Source organism: Collinsella aerofaciens, from assembly GCF_902501475.1.
In the GTDB taxonomy this organism is placed as follows: Bacteria; Actinomycetota; Coriobacteriia; order Coriobacteriales; family Coriobacteriaceae; genus Collinsella; species Collinsella aerofaciens_AL.
Genome location: NZ_CABWIF010000057.1, coordinates 15,975 through 36,503, shown reverse-complemented (window position 1 = coordinate 36,503; position 20,529 = coordinate 15,975). Strand labels below are relative to the sequence as shown.

Genomic DNA, 20,529 nt, shown 5'->3' with positions numbered 1-20,529 from the left:
ATCCATTAAAGGTAACTGGCACGTGTCACAGCGGAGCTGATTCAGTTGAGATTGCCTGAACATTCCGTCCCTCTTTACGCCCTCGGGTATACTCAAAAGCTACTGATTCGATTTGATGCCCAGCAACAGCAGAGGGGATAGTATATGTGCGGTTTTGTCGGTTTTGTCGGTGGGACGGATAACCAATCCGAGGTGCTCACCAAGATGATGGACCGCATCGTCCATCGCGGTCCCGACATGGGCGGTCAGTTTATCGACGGCCGCGTTGCCCTCGGCTTCCGCCGCCTGTCGATCCTCGACCTGACCGAGGCTGGCGCCCAACCCATGGCCAACGAGGACGGTAGCGTCGTCATTGTCTTCAACGGCGAGATCTACAACTTCCAAGAACTCCGTTCCGAGCTCGAGGCCAAGGGCTACAAGTTCCACTGCGGCGCCGACACCGAGAGCCTCCTGCACGGCTACGAGGAGTGGGGCGAGGCCGTACTCGATCGTCTGCGCGGTATGTACGCCTTCGTCATCTGGGACAAAAAGAAGAACAAGCTTTTTGGCGCCCGCGACATCTTTGGCATCAAGCCGCTCTACTACTATCCCATGGCCGATGCGGGCGACGGCGCTCCGGGCGTGCTCTTTGGTTCCGAGATCAAGAGCTTCCTGGACTACCCACACTTCCACAAGGCGGTCAACAAAAAGGCCCTGCGTCCGTACATGACGCTGCAGTATTCGGCAACCGAGGAGACCTTCTTCGAGGGTGTCTACAAGCTGCCGCCGGCGCACTACTTTACCGTCGATATCCCGACCGGCAAGATGAACATCGAGCGCTACTGGGATTGCGATTACTCTGCCGTCGAGAAGCCGTTCGAGGAGTATGTCGATGAGCTGGACGAGGTCGTGCACGAGAGTGTCGAGGCCCATCGTATCGCCGACGTCAAGGTCGCGTCGTTCCTCTCCGGTGGCGTCGACTCCAGCTACATCGCCGCTTGCCTCATGCCCGACAAGACCTTCTCGGTGGGCTTTGACTACAAGAACTTCAACGAGACCAACTACGCCAAGGAGCTTTCCGATAAGCTCGGCGTCGAGAACGTTCGCAAGATGATTACCGCCGACGAGTTCTTCGGTGCGCTCGAGGACATCCAGTATCACATGGACGAGCCGCAGTCCAACCTGTCTTCCGTGCCGCTGTGGTTCTTGGCCGAGATGGCCCGCAAGGACGTCACCGTGGTGCTTTCGGGCGAAGGCGCCGACGAACTCTTTGGCGGCTACGCCTACTACGAGGACACGGTTCCGGTGCGCAAGTACAAAAAGATGGTGCCGCTGCCCATCCGTCGCGCGCTCGGTAACCTGGCGCTGCATATGCCGTACTTCAAGGGACATAACTTCCTAGTCAAGGGTGCCGAGATTCCCGAGAAGTCGTTCCTGGGACAGGCTCTGGTATGGCCGGAGCGCGAGGTCGACGGCGTGCTCAAGCCCGAGTACAACACCGGCGACGGCGCCTTTGAGCTCGCTGCACCCATCTACGCGCGCGTGAAGGGTCAGCCCGAGCTGGTCAAGAAGCAGTACTTGGACATGAACATGTGGCTCCCGGGCGACATTCTGCTCAAGGCCGACAAGATGTGCATGGCGCACTCGCTGGAGCTGCGCGTGCCCTTCCTGGACCGCAAAGTCATGGAGTTCGCCGAGCACATTCCCGACCGCTACCGCATCAACGAGAACGGCAACAAACAGGTACTCCGCCACGCTGCCAACAAGTCGCTGCCCGATGAGTGGGCCACCCGTCCCAAGGTGGGCTTCCCGGTGCCGATTGTCTACTGGCTGCGCGAGCAAAAGTGGTACGACTATGTCAAGGAGTACTTCACCGCGCCGTGGGCAAGCGAGTTCTTCGATACCGACGAGCTCATGCACCTGCTCGATCTGCACTTTGCGGGCAAGGGCGATTTCCAGCGCAAGATCTATACGCCGCTCGTGTTCCTGGTGTGGTACAAGCGCTTCTTTATCGACGAGGACCAGCCCGCTGTTCAGGCTGCCTAGCCTCGGCTTACGAACGCCTGCGCGTAACGGCTCCTCCGGGAGCCGTTTTTGCATGGGTGCGTTTCAGTTACTATAAAACCGTCCCTGCCAAATGGCTGAGAAAGGTGAAAGATGCACCATTCGGATTCCGCGACCGTGACCACGGTCGATACGCTTGCCAAGCTTCTCGATGTGTGCGGCGAGCTGCGCGCCTCAGAGCAGGTTGACGAGCGTGCCGTGACCGGCTGCTCGTTTGATTCGCGCGCGGTCTCGGCAGGTGACGTGTTCTTTTGCAAAGGTGCTGCCTTTAAGCCCGCGTTTTTGAGCATGGCGCTCGATGCGGGCGCCGTCGCATTTGTGTGCGAGGAGTCACTGGTCGAGTCTCTGGAGTCGCTGGCGAAGGAGAGCGGTGCTGCGATGCTGGTTGTTGATAGCGTTCGCACGGCCATGGCCCTGTTGCCGCCGGAGGTCTATGACCGTCCCGACCACGACGTCAAGATCGTGGGCATCACCGGCACCAAGGGAAAGACCACGGCCGCTTTTATGCTCCAGTCCATCATCAAGGCGGCGGGCGAGTCCTGCGGCATGATCGGTTCGGTGAACACCGACGATGGTATCGAGTGCTACGAGAGCACCAACACCACGCCCGAGGCCCCCGAGATCTGGCGCCATATCGCCAACTGTCGCACGTCCGGTCGCCAGTCCATGGTCATGGAGGTTTCGAGCCAGGCGCTCAAGTACCAACGCGTCGAGAATCTGCCGTTTGACGTGGCGTGCTTCCTCAACATCGGCCGCGACCACATCTCGCCGATCGAACACCCCACGTTTGAGGATTATTTTGAGAGCAAACTCAGGATCTTTGACCAGGCAAAGACCGCCGTGGTGAATCTAGGCACCGAAGAGGTTGACCGTGTGCTAGAGGCAGCGTCGACGGCCGAGCGCTTGGTGACCGTTGGCGTCGAGCATCCCGAGGCAAGCCTGTGGGCGAGCGATGTCCGCATGCTCGGCTTTAACATCGAGTTCAACTTGCACGGCATGAGCGCCGACGAGTCCGAGGCGGGGGAGAAGGTCCTGCTGGGTATCGCGGGCGACTTTAACGTGGAGAACGCGCTGGTCGCTATCGCCGCTGCGCGCGAGATCGGCATCGGTATCGAGGCTATCAAGAAGGGCCTCTCAAAACTGCGTGTGCCGGGCCGTATGGAGGTCGTGGAGTCGAAGGACGGCCGCGTGATTTGTGTCGTCGACTACGCGCACAACCAGCTTTCGTTCCGCTCGCTTTTCTCGTCGGTCAAGCGCGCGTTTCCCGCTAGTCCGGTCATTGCGGTGTTTGGCGCTGCCGGCGGCAAGGCGCAGGAGCGCCGCGAGCAGCTTCCGCGCGAGGCCGCACCGTATTCCGATCTGATGATCTTTGCCAATGAGGACCCGGCTCACGAGGACCCGATGAAGGTCTGTCGCGAGCTTGCCGAACATGTTCCCGACGATACGCCGAACAAGATCATCCTCGATCGCGAAGCCGCTGTGCATGCGGCGTTCAAGGCGGCGCGCGAGGAGTACGTCAACCCCGATGCTCCCACCATTGTCTTGCTGCTGGCAAAGGGTGACGAGGAGCTCATGCACGTGGGCGACGAGTTCGTGCCCATCGAGAGCGACCTTTCGCTGGCCAATCGCCTGATCGATGTTGCCCAGTTTGACTAATGAACCATGATGGCGGCGGCGCCCTGAGTGCGCTGTCGCCATAAGCGTGTTCCCTCAATCAAAACATGCCGTCCAAGTCCAAACCCTTCTACGTAAACGGAGTAACCATGTCCCACAATACCCTGCCGACCGTCGCCGAGCTTTCGGGCGAGATGCGCGAGCGCTTGGCCAAGGTCAAGTACGTCTTTACCGACCTGGATGCCACGATGCTTGCACCCGGCTCGTGCGTGCTGCGCGACAACGACGGCAACCCCTCGACCAAACTCGTCGAGGCCGTCGTGGCGCTCGCTCGCGCTGGTATTCAGGTGGTTCCCACCTCGGGCCGCAACCGTACCATGATCCACGAGGACGCGCGCGTGCTCGGCCTCAACTCCTACATTGGCGAGATGGGCGGTCTGGTCATGTACGACCTTAAAGCCAACGATTGGGAGTATCTGACCGGCGACATGCCCTACGACCCCTCTTGCGGCCTCACGCCGCACCAGGTGATCGAGCAGACCGGCGTGTGCGAGAAGATCCTCGCCCGCTGGCCGCACAAGATCGAGTATCACAACGACATGTCGACCGGCTACAAATACCGTGAGGTCACCGTCGGCATGCGCGGCGATGTGCCCGACGATGAGGTTCAGGCCATCCTGGACGAGGCCGGCTGCGGTCTGATCTGGGCGTGCAACGGCCATCTGACTCACCTGTCCAAGCCGACGACGCTCGAGCTCGATCGCGTCGAGGACGGCCGCGCATTCAACATCAATCCCGCGGGTCTCAACAAGGGCGTCGCCATTGCGCGCTTCTGCGAGCACCTAGGGATCGAGCGCGAGGAGACGTTGGCGCTCGGCGATTCCGAGTCCGACTTCTACATGGCCGATCACGTGGGCACGTTCTGCCTGGTCGAGAATGGCCTGACGAGCGCCGGCGCGCCTGAGTTCCTGGCTGCTTGCGAGAACGCTTTCGTTACGCGTGGCAAAATTATCGACGGTTGGGCGGCGACGGCAGAGCTGCTGGTCGCGGCGCGTTCGTAGCGCGGCGTCGCCGCACTTGGACATGTCTTTTCGAGAGAGACTGGTGAGGTAATGTCCGATATCGAGAATCCGGCAGGCGACACGCGCCCGATTGGCGTGTTCGATTCTGGTTTGGGCGGTCTGACGGTTGCGCGCGCGATTGCGACGGCGCTGCCGCACGAGTCCGTCTACTACTTTGGCGACACCAAGCGCTGCCCCTACGGCACGCGCACCGAGGATGAGGTGCGCTCGTTTGCGTTGCAGGCGGGTCGTTGGCTTTCGAAGCACGACGTCAAGATTATGGTCATCGCCTGCAACACGGCAACCGCTGCGGCCTTGCGTTTGGCCCAGCAGGTGCTCGACGTTCCCGTGATCGGCGTGATCGCGCCGGGTGCCCGTGCAGCAATCAACAGCACGCGTACGCGTCGCGTGGGCGTGCTCGCTACCAACCTCACCATTCGCTCGGGCGCCTACACGCGCGCCATTCAGGATCTAGATGCCGGCGTCGATGTATACGGCTGTCCTGCCTCGAGCTTTGTCGAGGTTGTCGAACACGAGCTTGCCTCGGGTGCACATCTGCAGGAACAGTGGCTTGAGAACGAGGACATCTTCGATACGCCTGCCGTGCGTGCGCTGGTGGGTGCCACGGTTGAGCCGCTGCGCGACCACGGTATCGATACCGTGGTGCTTGGATGTACGCATTTCCCGCTGTTGGTGGGACCTATCCGCCATGCGCTGGGGCCTGGGGTACGCGTCGTGAGTTCCGCCGAGGAGACCACGCGCGAGCTGACCGATATCCTCACGCGCCGCGAGCAGCTGGCGGGCGACGCCGCCGAGCCGCAGCATCGTTTTGCCACGACGGCCGATAACATTGCCGAGTTTGCGGTGGCGGGTAGCTTTATCTTTGGTCAGCCGCTCAAGAGCATCGAACATATCGATATCGATGAGCTGAAATAGATGTAAGGCAGCCGCCAAAGCCTTCGCCACATCTTTTGCCGAAAGGATATTTCTATGGAGTACATGCAGGTCAACCGCGCTAACGGTCGCGCCGCCAACGAGTTGCGCCCCGTTAAGCTCACCCGTGGCGTCATGAAGCACGCCCACGGCTCGTGTTTGGCCGAGTTCGGCGACACGCGCGTGCTGTGCGCCGCCACTATCGAGGAGGGCGTGCCGGGCTGGCGAAAGGGAGCTAAGGCCGGCTGGGTGACCGCGGAATACGCCATGCTGCCGGCATCGACCGGCAAGCGCTGCAAGCGCGAGCACGCCAACCGCAAGGGCCGCTCCATGGAGATCGAGCGCCTCATTGGCCGCAGCCTGCGTACCGTCGTCAACATGAAGGCGCTCGGCGAGTACACCGTCACCGTCGACTGCGATGTGATTCAGGCCGATGGCGGCACGCGTACAGCGAGCATTACCGGCGCCTGGGTGGCGCTGCGCGACGCCCTCGCCATGTGGGTCGAGGCGGGAAAGATCGAGCGCATCCCGCTTACCGGCCAGGTGGCTGCCATCTCCATGGGCGTTGTCGACGGCAATACGCTGCTTGACCTCGATTATTCCGAGGACAGTCATGCCGAGGTCGACATGAACCTCGTCGCCACCGACACCGGCGAGATGATCGAGCTCCAGGGCACCGGCGAGCAGGCGCCCTTTGACCGCAAACGCCTCAACGCCCTGCTCGACCTGGGCGACAAAGGTATCGCCGAGCTCATCGAGCTCCAGCGCCAAGCCCTCGCCTAACCTGCCAAAAGGGACAGGTTTATTTTGGTAGGTTTTATCTGCGGAGACGTCTAGACACAAGACTGCCGTTGATTGAGAGGGGAGAGGCAGAGGCCCTCGTCGCCCTCGGCGCGGTATTGCTATAGAGACAAGGAGGCCAGTTATGGCACTTGAGAAGATCGACATCGACACCCTCGACCCGGCGGCGACCATCGTCGTGGCAACCGGAAACGCTCATAAGCTCACCGAGATCGAGGCCATTTTGGGCAAGGTCATGCCCGAGGTTCGCTTTGTGGCGCTCGGCCAGCTGGGCGATTTTGAGGACCCCGAGGAAAACGGCACGACGTTTTTGGAGAACGCCATCATCAAGGCGCAGGCTGCGGTTGAGGAGACGGGCCTTATGGCCATTGCCGATGATTCTGGCTTGGTCGTTGATGCCCTGGACGGCGAGCCTGGCGTGTATAGCGCACGCTATGCGGGCGTGCACGGAGACGATGCCGCCAACAACGCCAAGCTTCTCGTGAATCTGGAGGGCGTGGCCGACGAGGGCCGCACTGCGCGCTTTATGAGCGTCGTCGCGCTCATCGACACGGACGGTTTGGTCACCTATGGCGAGGGCGCCTGCGAGGGCGTTATCGCGCACGAGGGCCGCGGCGATCACGGCTTTGGCTACGACCCGCTGTTCCTGCCGGTCGACACGCCGGGCAAGACCATGGCCGAGCTGACGGCTGACGAGAAGAACGCCATCAGCCATCGTTTCCACGCGCTCGAGCATCTGTCCGCCAAGCTGACAGGCGAGGAGTAGACCGTGCGTGCGGTGGTGCAGCGCGTGCTCAACGCCGGCGTGACGGTCGACGGCGAGTGCGTGGGCCGCATTGGACGCGGCTACCTGGTGCTGCTGGGTGTTGGCCATGGCGATACGCGTGCCGAGGCCGACAAGCTGTGGGGCAAGCTCCGCGGGCTGCGTATCAACGAGGACGAGAACGGCAAGACCAACTTGGCGCTTGCCGATGTCGACGGCGAGGTGCTCGTGGTGTCGCAGTTCACGCTGTTCGCCGACTGCCGCCACGGTCGCCGTCCGTCGTTTACGGATGCCGGCGCCCCCGATGTCGCCAACGAGCTCTACGAGTACTTCCTGACGCTTGTGCACGAGGACGTTGAGCATGTGGCGCACGGCATCTTTGGCGCCGACATGAAGGTCGACCTGGTCAACGACGGCCCATTCACCATCGTCTTGGACACCGACAACCTTTAGGTTACGCGGTTTTACCAAACCGCGTAACAACTGGTCATGCGAGGTTGTCGTCTGGTACGTATTTGGGACGGGGCTTATTTAGCTACTTGCGTATGGCCACAACAGGGTGCTATAGTATTAGAGTTTTGTCTATCTTAGGGGTATTATCCCCTTTTTGAATTGCACCTTCTGGAGGCCCTGTTCATGGAAGAGATGGAAGTCAATCACGTCGACGACATCCACGAGAAGCTGACCGATATGGTGGGCGATCGCGTCAAGGTGAAGGCCAACATGGGCCGTACCCGCGTCGTCGAGCGCATGGGCACCATCAAGAGCGTCCACCCCGCCGTCTTTATCGTCGAGGTTGACGAGCGTCGCGGCCGCAAGTCGCGTCAGTCCTACCAGTATATCGATGTCCTCACCGGTCAGGTCGAGCTGTTCGACCCCGAGAGCGGCGAGCACATCTTTACCCCGCTCGGCAATCAGCTCGAGGAGCATTAACGGTGACCGATCGGTCCCTGACTCTTTCCGCGCCGGCAAAGATTAACCTCTACCTGGGGGTTCATACCGAGCGCGATGACCGCGGCTACCACAGGGTCGATTCCCTGATGGCGGCCGTCGGTCTTTCCGATACCGTGACGGTCACGCCGGCGCAGGCGCTGACCGTCCAGACGGTTCCAGCATCAGATTTTCCCATGCAAAAGAATACGGCGTATCGGGCTGCGGTTGCTATGGCCGAGCATTATGGTCGCGAGGCAAACATCTGCGTGACGATTGAGAAGCGCATTCCATTGTGCGCCGGCTTGGGCGGCCCCTCGACGGATGCGGCCGCGGTCATTGTCGCCTTGGCAGAGCTCTGGGGCATTGATCGCACCGACCCAGCGCTCGACGATATTGCGCGGGGCATTGGTGCCGACGTCCCGTTCTTTTTGCACGCGAGTCCTGCGTTCTACGTAGGTGGGGGAGACGTGCTGGCAACTGAGTACCCCGCGCTGCCCGCGACGCCCGTCGTGCTGGTCAAGCCGCGCGAGGCAAGCGTTTCGACAATTGAAGCCTATCGACGTTTTGACGAGGCCCCGGTGCCTGCGGACAAGCCCGGCGCGATAGCTTCTGCCTTGCGTGCTGGTGATGCCGAGACGGCATATGCACTCATCCATAACAACCTTGGTGTCATTTCCGCACAGATGGAGTCGCAGATTCAAACGGTCCTCGACTTGCTGCGTAAACAGGACGGAACCGTTGCTGTAGATGTGTGCGGATCGGGTGCCTGCTCGTTTGCCATTTGCGACACCGCTGCCACGGCCGAAAGGCTTGCCGATGCTGCCCAGCAAAATGGCTGGTGGGCCTGCGCGACTGAGCTTATTTCCAACACGGTTCAAATCGACGCGCCAAAGAAATAAAAATTTCTCTAGCACGCGGCGAAAATCTTTGTTACTATAGTCGAGCTAACGGGTTGTGGCTCAGTTTGGTAGAGCACTGCGTTCGGGACGCAGGGGTCGCTGGTTCAAATCCAGTCAACCCGACCAGAGCATGAGGAGGGACCGCTTCTTGCGGTCCCTTTTTTTAGCTAGTGTTGTGATACCGCGATACCCGCGGTATACTCATTCGAGCTTGTCTCGCTGTATTGTGGAGGTCTACATGTTTGGACTGAGGGCTCCTGAGCTCATCATTATTCTCGTCGTTGTCCTGATTATCTTCGGGCCCAAGAACCTGCCGAAGCTCGGCAAGTCCCTCGGCTCTACCGTCAAGAATATCCGTGAGGGTATGGAGGGCGACGATAAGGCCGAGACCAAGCAGGCCGAGGAGGTCGTGGTCGAGCAGTCCGAGGAGGACAAGGAGATCGCTGAGCTCGAGGCCAAGCTCGCTGCTGCCAAGAAGAAGCAGGCAGAGGACAGCGACGCGGACGCAGAGTAGTCCCATCCCTTTGGGGTGAGCACCTGACCGGCTTGCCCGCAGGCTAGCCGGTCTTTTTCGTTTTGTTGACAGTTGATTGTTTGATCAGAGTTGGGGAGATATCCGTATGGACGCAAGCCAGATCGTACTGACCGCTGAGGGCCGCCAGAAGCTCGTCGAGGAGCTCGCTTGGCGTGAGGGCGATTACGCCAAGGAGATCGTCGAGGACATCAAGGAAGCCCGCGCGTTCGGCGACCTTTCGGAGAACTCCGAGTACGACGCCGCTAAGGACAAGCAGGCCCAGAACGCCGCTCGTATTGCCGAGATCCAGGCCATCCTCGCCAACGCTCAGGTTGCTGCCACCACGGGCGACCTGACCGTCTCCATCGGTTCCACCGTTTCGCTGATTGATCCCAACGGCGAGGTCATGGAAGTCACGCTCGTCGGTACCACCGAGACCAACTCGCTCGAGCACAAGATTTCCAACGAGTCTCCGGTCGGTCACGCCATCATCGGTCACGGCGAGGGCGACTCCGTCGAGGTCGTTACGCCTTCCGGCAAGACTCGCGTCTACACCATCGCCAAGATCGCACGCTAGACCACGGTCCCGCGTAAAGGTATGTTTTCGCTCCCTGGGACCGAATCCTGGGGAGCGTTTTAGTTTGAGGAGCTAACTTATGGCAGAGAACCAGAACGCCGCCGATCAGGCATCGACGCTCAACGACGAGCGCGCCACCCGCCTGGCCAAGCGCGCCGCCCTGTTCGAGGCGGGCCAGAACCCCTATCCCGAGCACTCTGAGCTTGAGGACTACGTCGCCGATATCGAGACTAAGTACGCCGAGCTTGCCGATGGCGAGGACACCGAGGACGTCGTGAAGATCGCCGGCCGCGTGGTCGCCAAGCGCGGCCAGGGCAAGATAATGTTCATCGTCGTGCGCGATGCGACTGCCGAGATTCAGCTGTTCTGCCGCATCAACGACATGGACGAGGCTGCCTGGAATACGCTCAAGGCCCTCGACCTGGGCGACATCCTGGGCGTGACCGGCGTGGTCGTGCGCACCCAGCGCGGCCAGCTTTCCGTTGCCCCTAAGAGCGCGACCCTGCTTTCCAAGGCCGTTCGTCCACTGCCCGAGAAGTTCCACGGTCTTTCCGACAAGGAGACCCGCTATCGCCAGCGCTATGTCGACCTGATCGCCAACGACGACGTTCGCGAGACCTTCCGTAAGCGTTCGCAGATTCTCTCTACCTTCCGTCGCTTTATGGAGTCCGACGGTTACATGGAGGTCGAGACCCCCATCCTGCAGACCATCCAGGGCGGCGCTACCGCCAAGCCGTTCATTACCCACTTCAACGCGCTCGATCAGGAGTGCTACCTGCGTATTGCCACCGAGCTCCATCTCAAGCGCTGCATCGTCGGTGGTTTTGAGCGCGTGTTCGAGATCGGCCGCATCTTCCGTAACGAGGGCATGGACCTTACCCACAACCCCGAGTTCACCACGATGGAGGCCTACCGTGCCTTCTCAGACCTCGAGGGCATGAAGGCGCTCGCCCAGGGTGTCATTAAGGCGGCTAACAAGGCCATCGGCAACCCCGAGGTCATCGAGTACCAGGGCCAGACCATCGACCTTTCTGGTGAGTGGGCCAGCCGTCCCATGACCGACATCGTCTCCGACGTGCTCGGCAAGCAGGTCACCATCGACACGCCGGTCGAGGAGCTTGCTGCCGCCGCGCGCGAGAAGGGCCTGGAGATCAAGCCCGAGTGGACTGCCGGCAAGATCATCGCCGAGATTTACGATGAGCTGGGCGAGGACACCATCGTCAACCCGACCTTCGTGTGCGATTACCCCATCGAGGTCAGCCCGCTCGCTAAGCGTTTTGAGGACGACCCGCGTTTGACTCACCGCTTTGAGCTGGTCATCGCCGGCCACGAGTACGCCAACGCATTCTCCGAGCTCAACGACCCGGTCGACCAGGCTGAGCGCTTTGCTGCCCAGATGGCCGAGAAGGCCGGCGGCGACGATGAGGCTATGGAGTATGACGAGGACTACGTGCGCGCCCTCGAGTACGGTATGCCTCCCGCGGGCGGCATTGGCATTGGTATCGACCGCGTGGTCATGCTGCTTACTAACCAGGCTTCTATCCGCGACGTCCTGCTGTTCCCGCACATGAAGCCCGAGAAGGGTTTCCAGTCCGGTGCCGCTGCCGCCAAGGCTGCAGAGGCCGGCAACGCCGCGAGCCCATTCGTTAAGTCGCTTAAGCCCACGCTCGATTACTCCAAGATCGCCGTTGAGCCGCTGTTTGAGGAGTTCGTCGACTTTGATACCTTCTCCAAGAGCGATTTCCGCGCTGTGAAGGTCAAGGCATGCGAGGCCCTCAAGAAGTCCAAGAAGCTGCTGAACTTTACGCTCGACGACGGCACCGGCACCGACCGCACCATCCTCTCCGGTATTCACGCTTATTACGAGCCCGAGGACCTGGTTGGCAAGACCTTGCTCGCCATCACCAACCTGCCTCCGCGCAAGATGATGGGTATTCCCAGCTACGGCATGCTGATCAGCGCTGTCCACGAGGAGGAGGGCGAGGAGCGCCTCAACCTGATCCAGCTCGACGCCTCCATCCCCGCCGGTGCAAAGATGTACTAACTAGTTACGCGGTTCTACGAACCGCGTAACGGCTCGACGCTACGCGGGCCGCATTTGGACAATCTGACGTTCAACTTCAAGGGCGCGACCGAAAGGTCAGCGCCCTTTCGTTTCACGTCACCTTGTCTCAAATGCGGCCCGCTCGCTGACTTATGCTCAACCTGCGGCGCCATTTTGCTTGAAGGCACCTTGCTCGCTCTGGCGGGCTTTCGCTGTCCGTCCTCTATCTGCGGTGTTGCCCTGGTTGGCACTTAGGGACGTTCCTTTTCTGCCGGCACTTGGGGACAGTCCTAGTCGTTGGGGATCTACCGACGCATTGGGGGTTTGCGCCTTCCATGCATGACAGCCGTCTCTTTTATGTTTCCTTTAGCCGTTGCTGCCTAGGATGGGGGTTAGTCGATAGGAAGGGAGCACCGGGATGGACGACGCGAGCGAGCGCGCAATCGAAGAGGACATGCTCGATCAGTTCAACTACTTTGATGATGAGGACGAGGAGCTGATCGACCGTCGCGAGCCAGCGCCGCTTGATTCCTTTGATCTGGTCGATGAAGAGCCCGACGAGGACGAGGGCGAATCGGCGGAGCCCTCACAGCCTTCGCGCCTTAACTCGCTGCTTTCGAGAGCCCCCATGCACCACGGCGTTCGTGCCGGCGCGCTCCATATGAAAACTGACTGGCACCAGATCGTGACGGCAGGCGATGAGCTTGCCGTCGATGCGCCGCTCACCGATAAATCATCCATCATCTGCCGCACCGGCATGCTTATGCTGGCAAGCGGAACGGGTGCCTGGCGCGTGCGCGATACCATGAATCGTGTTGCCGCCGTACTCGGTGTCACCATCCACGTTGACTTAAGTCTTCTGTCGTTTGAGTGCACCTGCATCGAAGATGGCCACTGCTTTAATGAGGTCGTCAGCTTGCCCACAACGGGCGTCAATACCCATCGCATTTGGATGATGGAGAGTTTCCTCAAGGAAATCGAGACCTATGGTCGTCGCTTCACGGTGCACGAGTATCACGAGATGCTCAGGACCGTTGAGAGCTCAAAGCCCGATTACTCTCCCTGGCAACAGGGCCTTGCGGCAGCCTGTGCTTGCGGCGCCTTCGTCTTTTTGCTCGGCGGCGGCCCTATCGAGATGGCCTGTGCATTCGTAGGCGCTGGTGTCGGTAACTTTGCTCGCTCCCATATTCTCAAGCAAGGCCTTGGTCAGTTCAGCGCGCTGACGACTGGTGTTGCGCTCGCTTGCGTTTCGTATCTGCTGGCATTGCTCGGCCTTGGCCAGGTCATACCGGGGGCAATGTCGCACCAAGAAGGCTATATCGGCGCCATGCTCTTTGTGATTCCCGGCTTTCCGCTCATTACGGCAGGCCTCGACATTGCTAAGCTCGACATGCGAAGCGGTATCGAGCGCCTTTCATATGCCGTATCGATTATTGTGATGGCGACGCTCGTAGGTTGGATGGTTGCCGAGTGTGTTGGCCTGGCGCCGGACGACTTTGCCCCACTGGGCCTTTCGCCGCTTGCCCTTACGCTCCTACGCGTGGTGATGAGCTTCGTTGGCGTATTCGGCTTCTCGGTGATGTTCAACAGCCCGGTAAAGATGGCCGCGGCAGCTGGGTTGATCGGCGCCGTGTCCAATACCCTGCGTCTGACCCTTGTCGATGCGCCGACGATGATTCCCTTCCTGGGCCTCAGCACGGGAATGCCTCCCGAGGCAGCAGCGTTTATCGGCGCGCTGGTATCGGGTCTGCTGGCAAGCTTGGCCGAAGTCAAGCTCACCTACCCGCGTATCGCCCTCACGGTGCCTTCGATTGTCATTATGGTGCCGGGTTTGTATCTGTATCGCTCGATGTATTACATGTGCACCTTCGACACAGTCAATATGCTCGGCTGGTTTGTGCGCGCAGTGCTCATCGTGGCGTTTTTGCCCGTTGGCCTGGGTGTGGCGCGTACGCTCACCGACCCTCGCTGGCGCCACACCAGCTAATTGGTGCAAGGGAGACAGGTTACTTTGCACCAAATGAGTTGCGGTGAAATAGGGACTGAATTGCTGCTTAAAGGGTCAAAACAGTCCGTATTCCACCGCAACTTATGGGGTCGGGGGATTATCGGTGCCCTGCATCTTCATAAACTCAACGCTTACGAAGCGCATGCGTTTCGTGCTAGGCTGGTTCCACCACATAAGTAGTCGCAGACGCGCGTACCACGGGCGGGCGAGATGAAGTTCCAACAGCTCCATCTTGCCCGCCCGTTTTTGTTGCGTGGCGCCGCGGTACAACACAGAGAGGAATCTGCCCTTTATGCCTATCAACAAACGAGAGAGCCTGCTGTTCACCTTTATCATGTGCTTTTGCATGGTGCTCTGGATGAGCATCTACAACGTTGCCCTGCAGCACGGGGCCATCAACGGCGAGGTCGTTGCCACTGCGTGGCTCGGCTTCCCCGTTGCCTACATTTTTGCCATGTGCTGCGACTGGTTCGTCGCCAGCCCGCTCGCCAAGGGTTTCGCCTTTAAGTACTTGGTCACGCCGGGCAAGAGCTCGCCACTTGCCATGACGCTCGCCGTCAGCTCCTGCATGGTCGTTCCCATGGTCATCATCATGTCGCTGTACGGTGCCTGTGAGGGTCTGACGCACATGCCCGGCGGCATCCTTGCGAACCTGTATTCCGTGCCCGCGATCTGGATGATCAACATCCCGCATAATTTTGTGATGGCGCTGCCGTGGAACCTTTTGGTAGCCGGTCCGATTTCCCGCTTCGTCTTCCGTCGCGCCTTCCCTGTGGGGACGGTTTTCGAGGAGGAGCATGCCGAGCTCTTGGAGCAGGCTATGGCTCCTGAGTGCGAGTAGCTCGCTTAGGGATCTGCTGAGCGCGGGCGACTTGCTTGGTTGGAGCCCTAAGCGTGGATAGCTCTCTCGGCGACATCGCGGGCGTGAGCGGTGCGCATGACCGGAGGGCCCGTGCTGCTCCGTTGCCCGACGTGCTAGCGCGCAGAACAATCTGTTGGTGCATTCGGCGGCTGCTGAAGCGTTTCGGCAGCCGCTTTTTATACGGAGTTTAAATACAACAGTCTGTTGTATTACGTAGAGTGGTATATCTCTAGCGGGAAAAATGCGAGAGACGGAGCATTATGGCGTTGCTAGTAGGACTGGACGTAGGGTCGACGACGACCAAAGTTTACGCGATGCACGAGGATATGACCGAGGCGTGGTGGGGATATCGCCGCCACGGGGCGTGTCAGACAGCGAGCGTGCACGCCATGCTCGGCGAGCTCGCCGAGCGCTTTCCCCATGAGTCACTGCGCGTTGCGGTGACCGGCTCGGGTGCGCGCGATATCGCGACCGCGCTGGGCACCTCGTACGTTCAGGAGGTGGTCGCCAACGCGCTCGCGATCAGCAGGTTCTATCCGCAGACGCGCTGCGCCATCGAGCTGGGCGGCCAAGACGCCAAGATGATCTTCTTCCGCACCAACGATAAGGGAGACATCGAGGTTGCCGACATGCGCATGAACGGCTCGTGCGCAGGCGGTACCGGTGCATTTATCGACGAGATGGCAAAGCTCATGGGGGTCGGCACCGAATCGGGCGAGTTCGAGCAGCTCGCAAGCCGGGGAACGACCGTCCACGAGGTCTCGGGCCGCTGCGGCGTGTACGCAAAGACCGATATCCAGCCGCTGCTCAACGAGGGCATTCCTACCACCGACCTGGCGCTTTCGGCGCTTCACGCGGTCGCCCGCCAAACGATCGGCGGTCTGGCCCAGGGTATCGACATCGAGCCGCCGGTAATCTTCGAGGGCGGTACGCTCGCCTACAACCCCACGCTGGTCCGCGTGTTCCGGGAGCAACTGAATCTATCGGACGATCAGGTTATCGTCCCGCGCGATCCGCAGATCATGGTCGCGCGCGGTGCCGCCCTGTCGCTGACCGACATGTTCGCATCGTCCCAACCGATCGACCTTCCCGACGCTTTTGTCCGGCTGGATAAGCTCGAGACGGTCGCGCCCGCAAGCGGGGAGGGACGTCTTGCCCAGCCCTTTTTTGCCACACCTGCCGAGCAGGCGGATTTTACGGCACGCCATGGCAAAGAGACGCCGGCAAAGGGTCCGGATGCGTATGCGCCCGGAGAGACGGTGCGTGTGGCGCTCGGTATCGATTCGGGGAGCACGACGACCAAGTTCGCCCTGGTCGATGAGGCGGGTGAGCTTGTCGATTCGTTCTACGCGTCTAATAACGGCAGACCGCTCGACGTCGCCCAACAGGGTCTTGTCAGCTTGAAGAACCGCTGGGAGACAGCGGGAGTCACGCTTGCGATCGATGCCGTGGGCACCACGGGATACGGCGAGGAGCTTTTCGCGCGCGCGTTCCACGCCGACTACCATACGGTCGAGACGGTCGCGCACGCCCGCGCCGCGTGCGCATGCGTTCCCGATGCGACCTTCGTGCTCGACATCGGCGGACAGGATATGAAGGCCATCTGGCTCAACCACGGCGTGCTGACCGATATCGTCGTCAACGAGGCATGCTCTGCGGGCTGCGGCTCGTTCCTCGAGGGTTTTGCCAAAAACCTCGGAATAGCCGTTGAGGATATCGCGACCGAGGCATTTTCGTCCAAAGCCCCCGCCGTTCTCGGCAGCCGCTGCACGGTGTTCATGAACAGCAGCGTCGTTTCCGAGCAGCGGCGCGGTAAGGGTCCGGGCGACATCATGGCCGGTCTCTGCCGTTCGATTATCGAGAACGTGTTCACCAAGGTCATTCGCGTTTCAAATCTCAACCGTCTGGGCGACAAAGTCGTCGTCCAGGGCGGCACGTTCCGAAACGACGCGGTGCTGCGCGCATTCGAGCAGTATCTGGGCAAACCCGTCACGCGTGCGCCCCACCCGGGGCTGATGGGCGCTATCGGTATCGCCCTGCTCGCGCGCGAGGAATGCCGCAAGGGCGACGCCGGCACGTCGTTTATCGGGCTCGATGCCGTGGAGCGCTTCGAGCATCGCGAGTTCGGCGGCGTTACCTGCCGTCGGTGCAACAACCGCTGCCAGCGCGCGGTCGTGGCATTTGGCGACGGCTCGCTTTACGTCACGGGCAATCGCTGCCCGCGCGGCGGCGCCATCTCATGGGATGAGCTCGTGCGCGAGGTTCCCGCGGCGGAGGAGCTGCGTCCGCAGGGTGCTTGCGAGGCACAGGCACCCGGCACGGGGCGCGACCGGACCGCGGCTGCCCCCAATCTCTTTGTCGACCGCGAGAAGCTGCTGTTCGAGTTGTACCCCACGGTTCCCGTCTGCGGGGGGCGCGATGTCACGATCGGCATTCCCCGTGTGCTCGAGTTCTGGGACACCATGCCGTTCTGGTCGACGTTCTTCAGCACGCTCGGCTTTAAGGTGCGCGTCTCGGGACGCAGCACCAAGGCGATGTACGAGCGCGGTCTGGCGCACGTCACATCCGACACCGTGTGCTTCCCGGCCAAGCTCGTCCACGGGCACATCCGCAATCTCGTCGACGCCGGCGTCGACCGCATCTTCATGCCCATCATCACGACGGTGCCCACCGAAAACACCGCCTCTACCAGCGAGTGGATGTGCGCCGTCGTAAAGGGATACCCCTACGTGATGCGCAATTCCGATAACCCGGAGGAGCGTTTCGGCGTTCCGTTCGATACGCCGCTGTTCCACTGGTACGACGAGGGCGACCGAAACCGCCAGCTCAAGGCGTGGTGCAAGGAGACCTTCGATATCGATGCCGACCTGGTTGCCAAGGCGACCGAGCAGGCGGACCGCGCGCAGGAGACGTTTGAGAACCAGCTGCAGCTGCGCGGCAGGCAGGTGCTCGAGAACGTGCGCGAGGACGGCGGCTACGCGGTGGTGATCGCTTCGCGCCCGTACCACAACGACCCGCTGGTCAACCACGGGCTGCCCAAGCTCTTCTCTGAGCGCGGCATCCCCGTGCTGACGCCCGATGCGGTGCCGGGGGTCTGCAACGTCGATCTTTCCAACAGCCGCATCGACATCGTGAACAACTACCATGCGCGCATGCTGTCGTGCGCGGTCATCGTCGCATCGACGCCCGAGCTCGAGCTCGTGCAGATGGGCAGCTTCGGCTGCGGCCACGATGCGTATCTCACCGACGAGATCGCGCGCATGATGGGCGAGATGGGCTCCAAGGTTCCGATGATGATCAAGCTCGATGAGAGCGACGTCGCCGGTCCCATTGGCATTCGCGTGCGTTCGTTTATCGAGTCGGTCAACCGTCGTCGCGCGGAGGAGCGTGCCGAGGGCGCCCGGGTGCACGCGGTCCATCCGCTCGACGACCCGTATAAGGTCAAGTACACCAAGCGCGACCGGCACGACAAGATCGCGCTGGTCCCCAACACCTCCCATGCGTTCTGCAGGCTCATGACCGCGGCGATGCGCAATCAGGGCGTGCGCGCCGAGGCCCTTGATATCGGGCGCGAGGATGCCATCCGCCTGGGCAAACGCTATGTGCACAACGACATCTGCTTCCCCGCGCAAATCGTGATCGGCGAGGCGCTCGCGGCACTCGAGAGCGGTAAGTACGACCCGCACGACGTCGCCGTGGTGACTGGCAAGTATATCGGCGACTGCCGCCTGACGCACTACATGCCCCTGCTGCGCCGCGCGCTCGACGACGCGGGATACGACTATGTCCCGGTGCTCACCAACGACGACGTCGATGCCCACAATGCGCATCCGGGCTTCAAGCTCGGCCTTGGCCCGAGCATCCAGATCGCCTACGGTCTTCCCATGATCGATGCCCTCGAGGCCATGCTTAGGCGCATCCGTCCCTACGAGCTCGAGAAGGGCGCGGCGGACGCTGCGTTCGACCGCGCGCTCGATGAGGTTATCGAGGGCATGGAGCGCTCCGGGCTGAGAGGCCAGGCGACGGGCTTCAAACGCGCGCTTGCGATCATGGACGCCGTTCCGTACGACCGCTCGAACCCGCATCCGACCGTTCTCATCGTGGGCGAGTACCTGCTCAATTTCCATCTCGGCGCCAACCACGAGATCGAGCGCTACCTCGAGGACAACGGGCTCGAGGTCATCGAGGCGCGCATGACCGACGTGATCCGCAAGACCTATTTCTACAAGCATGCGCAGTCGCGCGAGTTCCACGTCGACCTGTCGCTGCCCGAAAAGGCCTGGTACGCCACGGCGGACAACCTGTTCGAGCTCGCGCACGACCGTTGCGACCGCCTGGGCGCGGCGAGCCCGCTCTACGAGCCGCCGACGCGCATGCCCGAGCTCGTGCGCGCGAGCGATAAGATCCTGCACCATACGTTCGATGCGGGCGAGGGCGTGCTGATTCCGGCGGAGATTCTCGAGCACGCCAAGCGCGGCTGCCGCAACTTCGTGATCCTGCAGCCGTTCGGGTGTCTGCCCAACCATGTCGTGGGGCGCGGGCTCATCCATGCGCTCAAGGAGCAGTATCCCACGGCGCAGTTCCTGCCGCTCGACTACGATCCCGACGTGAGCTTCGCCAACGTGGAGAACCGTCTTCAGATGCTCATCATGAACGCCAAGGCGCAGGGGTGCGGTGAGGCGCATGGCGAGACCGCGTAAGGACGCCGATGCGCCCGATGCACGCACCCGTATCATCGAGGCGTTTTGGGAGCTCATCGAGAACAACAGCATCTTCGAGCTGTCGGTTGGCGAGGTGACCCGCGCCGCCCAGTGCAATCGCGGAACGTTTTACTACTATTTTCACGATTTCGATGAACTCGTCGCCATCGCCATAGCCCAGCTGCTGCAGGATAACGAGCTCATCACCGATGCCCTCTGGCATTTTTCGAGCGAGGGCGACCTTTCGGCGTTCGACCGGCGCGACGTCCGCTGCCTGCTGCGGCGCATCGTCATCACCATGAGGGCGGGTGCCGCCGAGCAGGTCGTGCAGGGCATCCATACGATCATCATCGACCGCGTGAGAGAGATCGTCCACCCCGACGGAGAAGAGCTCAAGGCAGATTCGAGCTTTGCGGTGGGCTTTCTGGTCTCGGGCATCATGGGCTTTGTGATGGCGGTCGGCTTTGCCCGGGAGGGCGGCGAGGAGATAGACCTCGAGCAGCTGGGGGACAGCGCGTGCGCGTACCTGAGGGCGGTCGCCATGCAGACGGTGGAAACGGTCGCGCAAGTCGAGGGCGTCGATACATCCGAGCTGCTCGAACGCGTCTCCAAGGAGGCCGATGCCTATCGCGCATCGCGTGCGACGAGTCCCGACGTGGTGAAAGACACCTAGGGTTTCTCTTGCGGGGCGCCTGTCGCGCATCGCGCGGTGAGTCCCGCGATGCGGTCATAACCTGCATTCATGTGAGCCGGGTTTATAGATATTCCTCCAGCTGT

Annotated in this window: 16 protein-coding genes and 1 tRNA gene; all 17 read left to right on the top strand. The window is 61.2% G+C overall.

The window, feature by feature from the left end:
- Positions 1-144: 144 nt before the first annotated feature.
- The 17 genes from asnB (at position 145) to GDJ93_RS08850 (ending at position 20,425) form a co-directional block, all read left to right on the top strand.
- Positions 145-2,025, top strand: coding sequence for an asparagine synthase (glutamine-hydrolyzing) (asnB, locus tag GDJ93_RS08930; protein WP_117563808.1), 1,881 nt, complete (start codon positions 145-147; stop codon positions 2,023-2,025).
- A gap of 111 nt (positions 2,026-2,136) precedes the next feature.
- Positions 2,137-3,699 (top strand): Mur ligase family protein, encoded by a 1,563-nt coding sequence (locus GDJ93_RS08925; protein ID WP_152068533.1) that lies wholly within the window; start codon positions 2,137-2,139, stop codon positions 3,697-3,699.
- A gap of 107 nt (positions 3,700-3,806) precedes the next feature.
- Complete coding sequence (locus tag GDJ93_RS08920; RefSeq protein WP_152068532.1) at positions 3,807-4,718, top strand: HAD family hydrolase; 912 nt, start codon at positions 3,807-3,809, stop codon at positions 4,716-4,718.
- 51 nt (positions 4,719-4,769) lie between these two features.
- Positions 4,770-5,654: a glutamate racemase gene (gene murI, locus GDJ93_RS08915; protein ID WP_035137557.1), complete on the top strand. Its 885-nt coding sequence runs from the start codon at positions 4,770-4,772 to the stop codon at positions 5,652-5,654.
- A 54-nt stretch (positions 5,655-5,708) separates the two neighbouring features.
- The gene (gene rph / locus GDJ93_RS08910) at positions 5,709-6,434 is read left to right on the top strand and encodes a ribonuclease PH (RefSeq protein WP_099432108.1); all 726 of its coding nucleotides are present in this window, start codon (positions 5,709-5,711) and stop codon (positions 6,432-6,434) included.
- Between the two features lie 142 nt (positions 6,435-6,576).
- Positions 6,577-7,218, top strand: coding sequence for an RdgB/HAM1 family non-canonical purine NTP pyrophosphatase (gene rdgB / locus GDJ93_RS08905; protein WP_152068531.1), 642 nt, complete (start codon positions 6,577-6,579; stop codon positions 7,216-7,218).
- Between the two features lie 3 nt (positions 7,219-7,221).
- Positions 7,222-7,668 (top strand): D-aminoacyl-tRNA deacylase, encoded by a 447-nt coding sequence (dtd, locus tag GDJ93_RS08900; RefSeq protein ID WP_148331907.1) that lies wholly within the window; start codon positions 7,222-7,224, stop codon positions 7,666-7,668.
- Positions 7,669-7,851: 183 nt separating this feature from the next.
- Positions 7,852-8,148 (top strand): Veg family protein, encoded by a 297-nt coding sequence (locus tag GDJ93_RS08895; RefSeq protein ID WP_006234957.1) that lies wholly within the window; start codon positions 7,852-7,854, stop codon positions 8,146-8,148.
- A 2-nt stretch (positions 8,149-8,150) separates the two neighbouring features.
- Positions 8,151-9,047: a 4-(cytidine 5'-diphospho)-2-C-methyl-D-erythritol kinase gene (gene ispE, locus GDJ93_RS08890; protein ID WP_226812570.1), complete on the top strand. Its 897-nt coding sequence runs from the start codon at positions 8,151-8,153 to the stop codon at positions 9,045-9,047.
- A 49-nt stretch (positions 9,048-9,096) separates the two neighbouring features.
- Positions 9,097-9,173, top strand: a tRNA-Pro gene (locus tag GDJ93_RS08885).
- 112 nt (positions 9,174-9,285) lie between these two features.
- Complete coding sequence (gene tatA / locus GDJ93_RS08880) at positions 9,286-9,561, top strand: twin-arginine translocase TatA/TatE family subunit (RefSeq protein WP_022094895.1); 276 nt, start codon at positions 9,286-9,288, stop codon at positions 9,559-9,561.
- Positions 9,562-9,667: 106 nt separating this feature from the next.
- Complete coding sequence (gene greA / locus GDJ93_RS08875; RefSeq protein ID WP_006234960.1) at positions 9,668-10,138, top strand: transcription elongation factor GreA; 471 nt, start codon at positions 9,668-9,670, stop codon at positions 10,136-10,138.
- A 79-nt stretch (positions 10,139-10,217) separates the two neighbouring features.
- Positions 10,218-12,182: a lysine--tRNA ligase gene (lysS, locus tag GDJ93_RS08870; RefSeq protein WP_152068530.1), complete on the top strand. Its 1,965-nt coding sequence runs from the start codon at positions 10,218-10,220 to the stop codon at positions 12,180-12,182.
- 418 nt (positions 12,183-12,600) lie between these two features.
- Complete coding sequence (locus tag GDJ93_RS08865) at positions 12,601-14,169, top strand: threonine/serine exporter family protein (RefSeq protein WP_226812569.1); 1,569 nt, start codon at positions 12,601-12,603, stop codon at positions 14,167-14,169.
- 313 nt (positions 14,170-14,482) lie between these two features.
- Positions 14,483-15,031 (top strand): DUF2798 domain-containing protein, encoded by a 549-nt coding sequence (locus GDJ93_RS08860; protein ID WP_022094319.1) that lies wholly within the window; start codon positions 14,483-14,485, stop codon positions 15,029-15,031.
- Between the two features lie 281 nt (positions 15,032-15,312).
- Positions 15,313-19,752 (top strand): acyl-CoA dehydratase activase, encoded by a 4,440-nt coding sequence (locus GDJ93_RS08855; RefSeq protein WP_152068529.1) that lies wholly within the window; start codon positions 15,313-15,315, stop codon positions 19,750-19,752.
- On the top strand, positions 19,736-20,425 hold the full coding sequence (locus tag GDJ93_RS08850) for a TetR/AcrR family transcriptional regulator (protein WP_152068528.1): 690 nt from the start codon (positions 19,736-19,738) through the stop codon (positions 20,423-20,425). Before GDJ93_RS08855 ends, GDJ93_RS08850 begins: the two co-directional genes overlap by 17 nt.
- Positions 20,426-20,529 lie beyond the last annotated feature (104 nt).

What these genes read in the sequence shown, in the direction of transcription:
- asnB (WP_117563808.1), top strand. Translation starts at nt 145, where the DNA reads ATGTGCGGTTTTGTCGGTTTTGTCGGTGGGACGGATAACCAATCCGAG.
- GDJ93_RS08925 (WP_152068533.1), top strand. Translation starts at nt 2,137, where the DNA reads ATGCACCATTCGGATTCCGCGACCGTGACCACGGTCGATACGCTTGCC.
- GDJ93_RS08920 (WP_152068532.1), top strand. Translation starts at nt 3,807, where the DNA reads ATGTCCCACAATACCCTGCCGACCGTCGCCGAGCTTTCGGGCGAGATG.
- murI (WP_035137557.1), top strand. Translation starts at nt 4,770, where the DNA reads ATGTCCGATATCGAGAATCCGGCAGGCGACACGCGCCCGATTGGCGTG.
- rph (WP_099432108.1), top strand. Translation starts at nt 5,709, where the DNA reads ATGGAGTACATGCAGGTCAACCGCGCTAACGGTCGCGCCGCCAACGAG.
- rdgB (WP_152068531.1), top strand. Translation starts at nt 6,577, where the DNA reads ATGGCACTTGAGAAGATCGACATCGACACCCTCGACCCGGCGGCGACC.
- GDJ93_RS08895 (WP_006234957.1), top strand. Translation starts at nt 7,852, where the DNA reads ATGGAAGAGATGGAAGTCAATCACGTCGACGACATCCACGAGAAGCTG.
- tatA (WP_022094895.1), top strand. Translation starts at nt 9,286, where the DNA reads ATGTTTGGACTGAGGGCTCCTGAGCTCATCATTATTCTCGTCGTTGTC.
- greA (WP_006234960.1), top strand. Translation starts at nt 9,668, where the DNA reads ATGGACGCAAGCCAGATCGTACTGACCGCTGAGGGCCGCCAGAAGCTC.
- lysS (WP_152068530.1), top strand. Translation starts at nt 10,218, where the DNA reads ATGGCAGAGAACCAGAACGCCGCCGATCAGGCATCGACGCTCAACGAC.
- GDJ93_RS08865 (WP_226812569.1), top strand. Translation starts at nt 12,601, where the DNA reads ATGGACGACGCGAGCGAGCGCGCAATCGAAGAGGACATGCTCGATCAG.
- GDJ93_RS08860 (WP_022094319.1), top strand. Translation starts at nt 14,483, where the DNA reads ATGCCTATCAACAAACGAGAGAGCCTGCTGTTCACCTTTATCATGTGC.
- GDJ93_RS08855 (WP_152068529.1), top strand. Translation starts at nt 15,313, where the DNA reads ATGGCGTTGCTAGTAGGACTGGACGTAGGGTCGACGACGACCAAAGTT.
- GDJ93_RS08850 (WP_152068528.1), top strand. Translation starts at nt 19,736, where the DNA reads ATGGCGAGACCGCGTAAGGACGCCGATGCGCCCGATGCACGCACCCGT.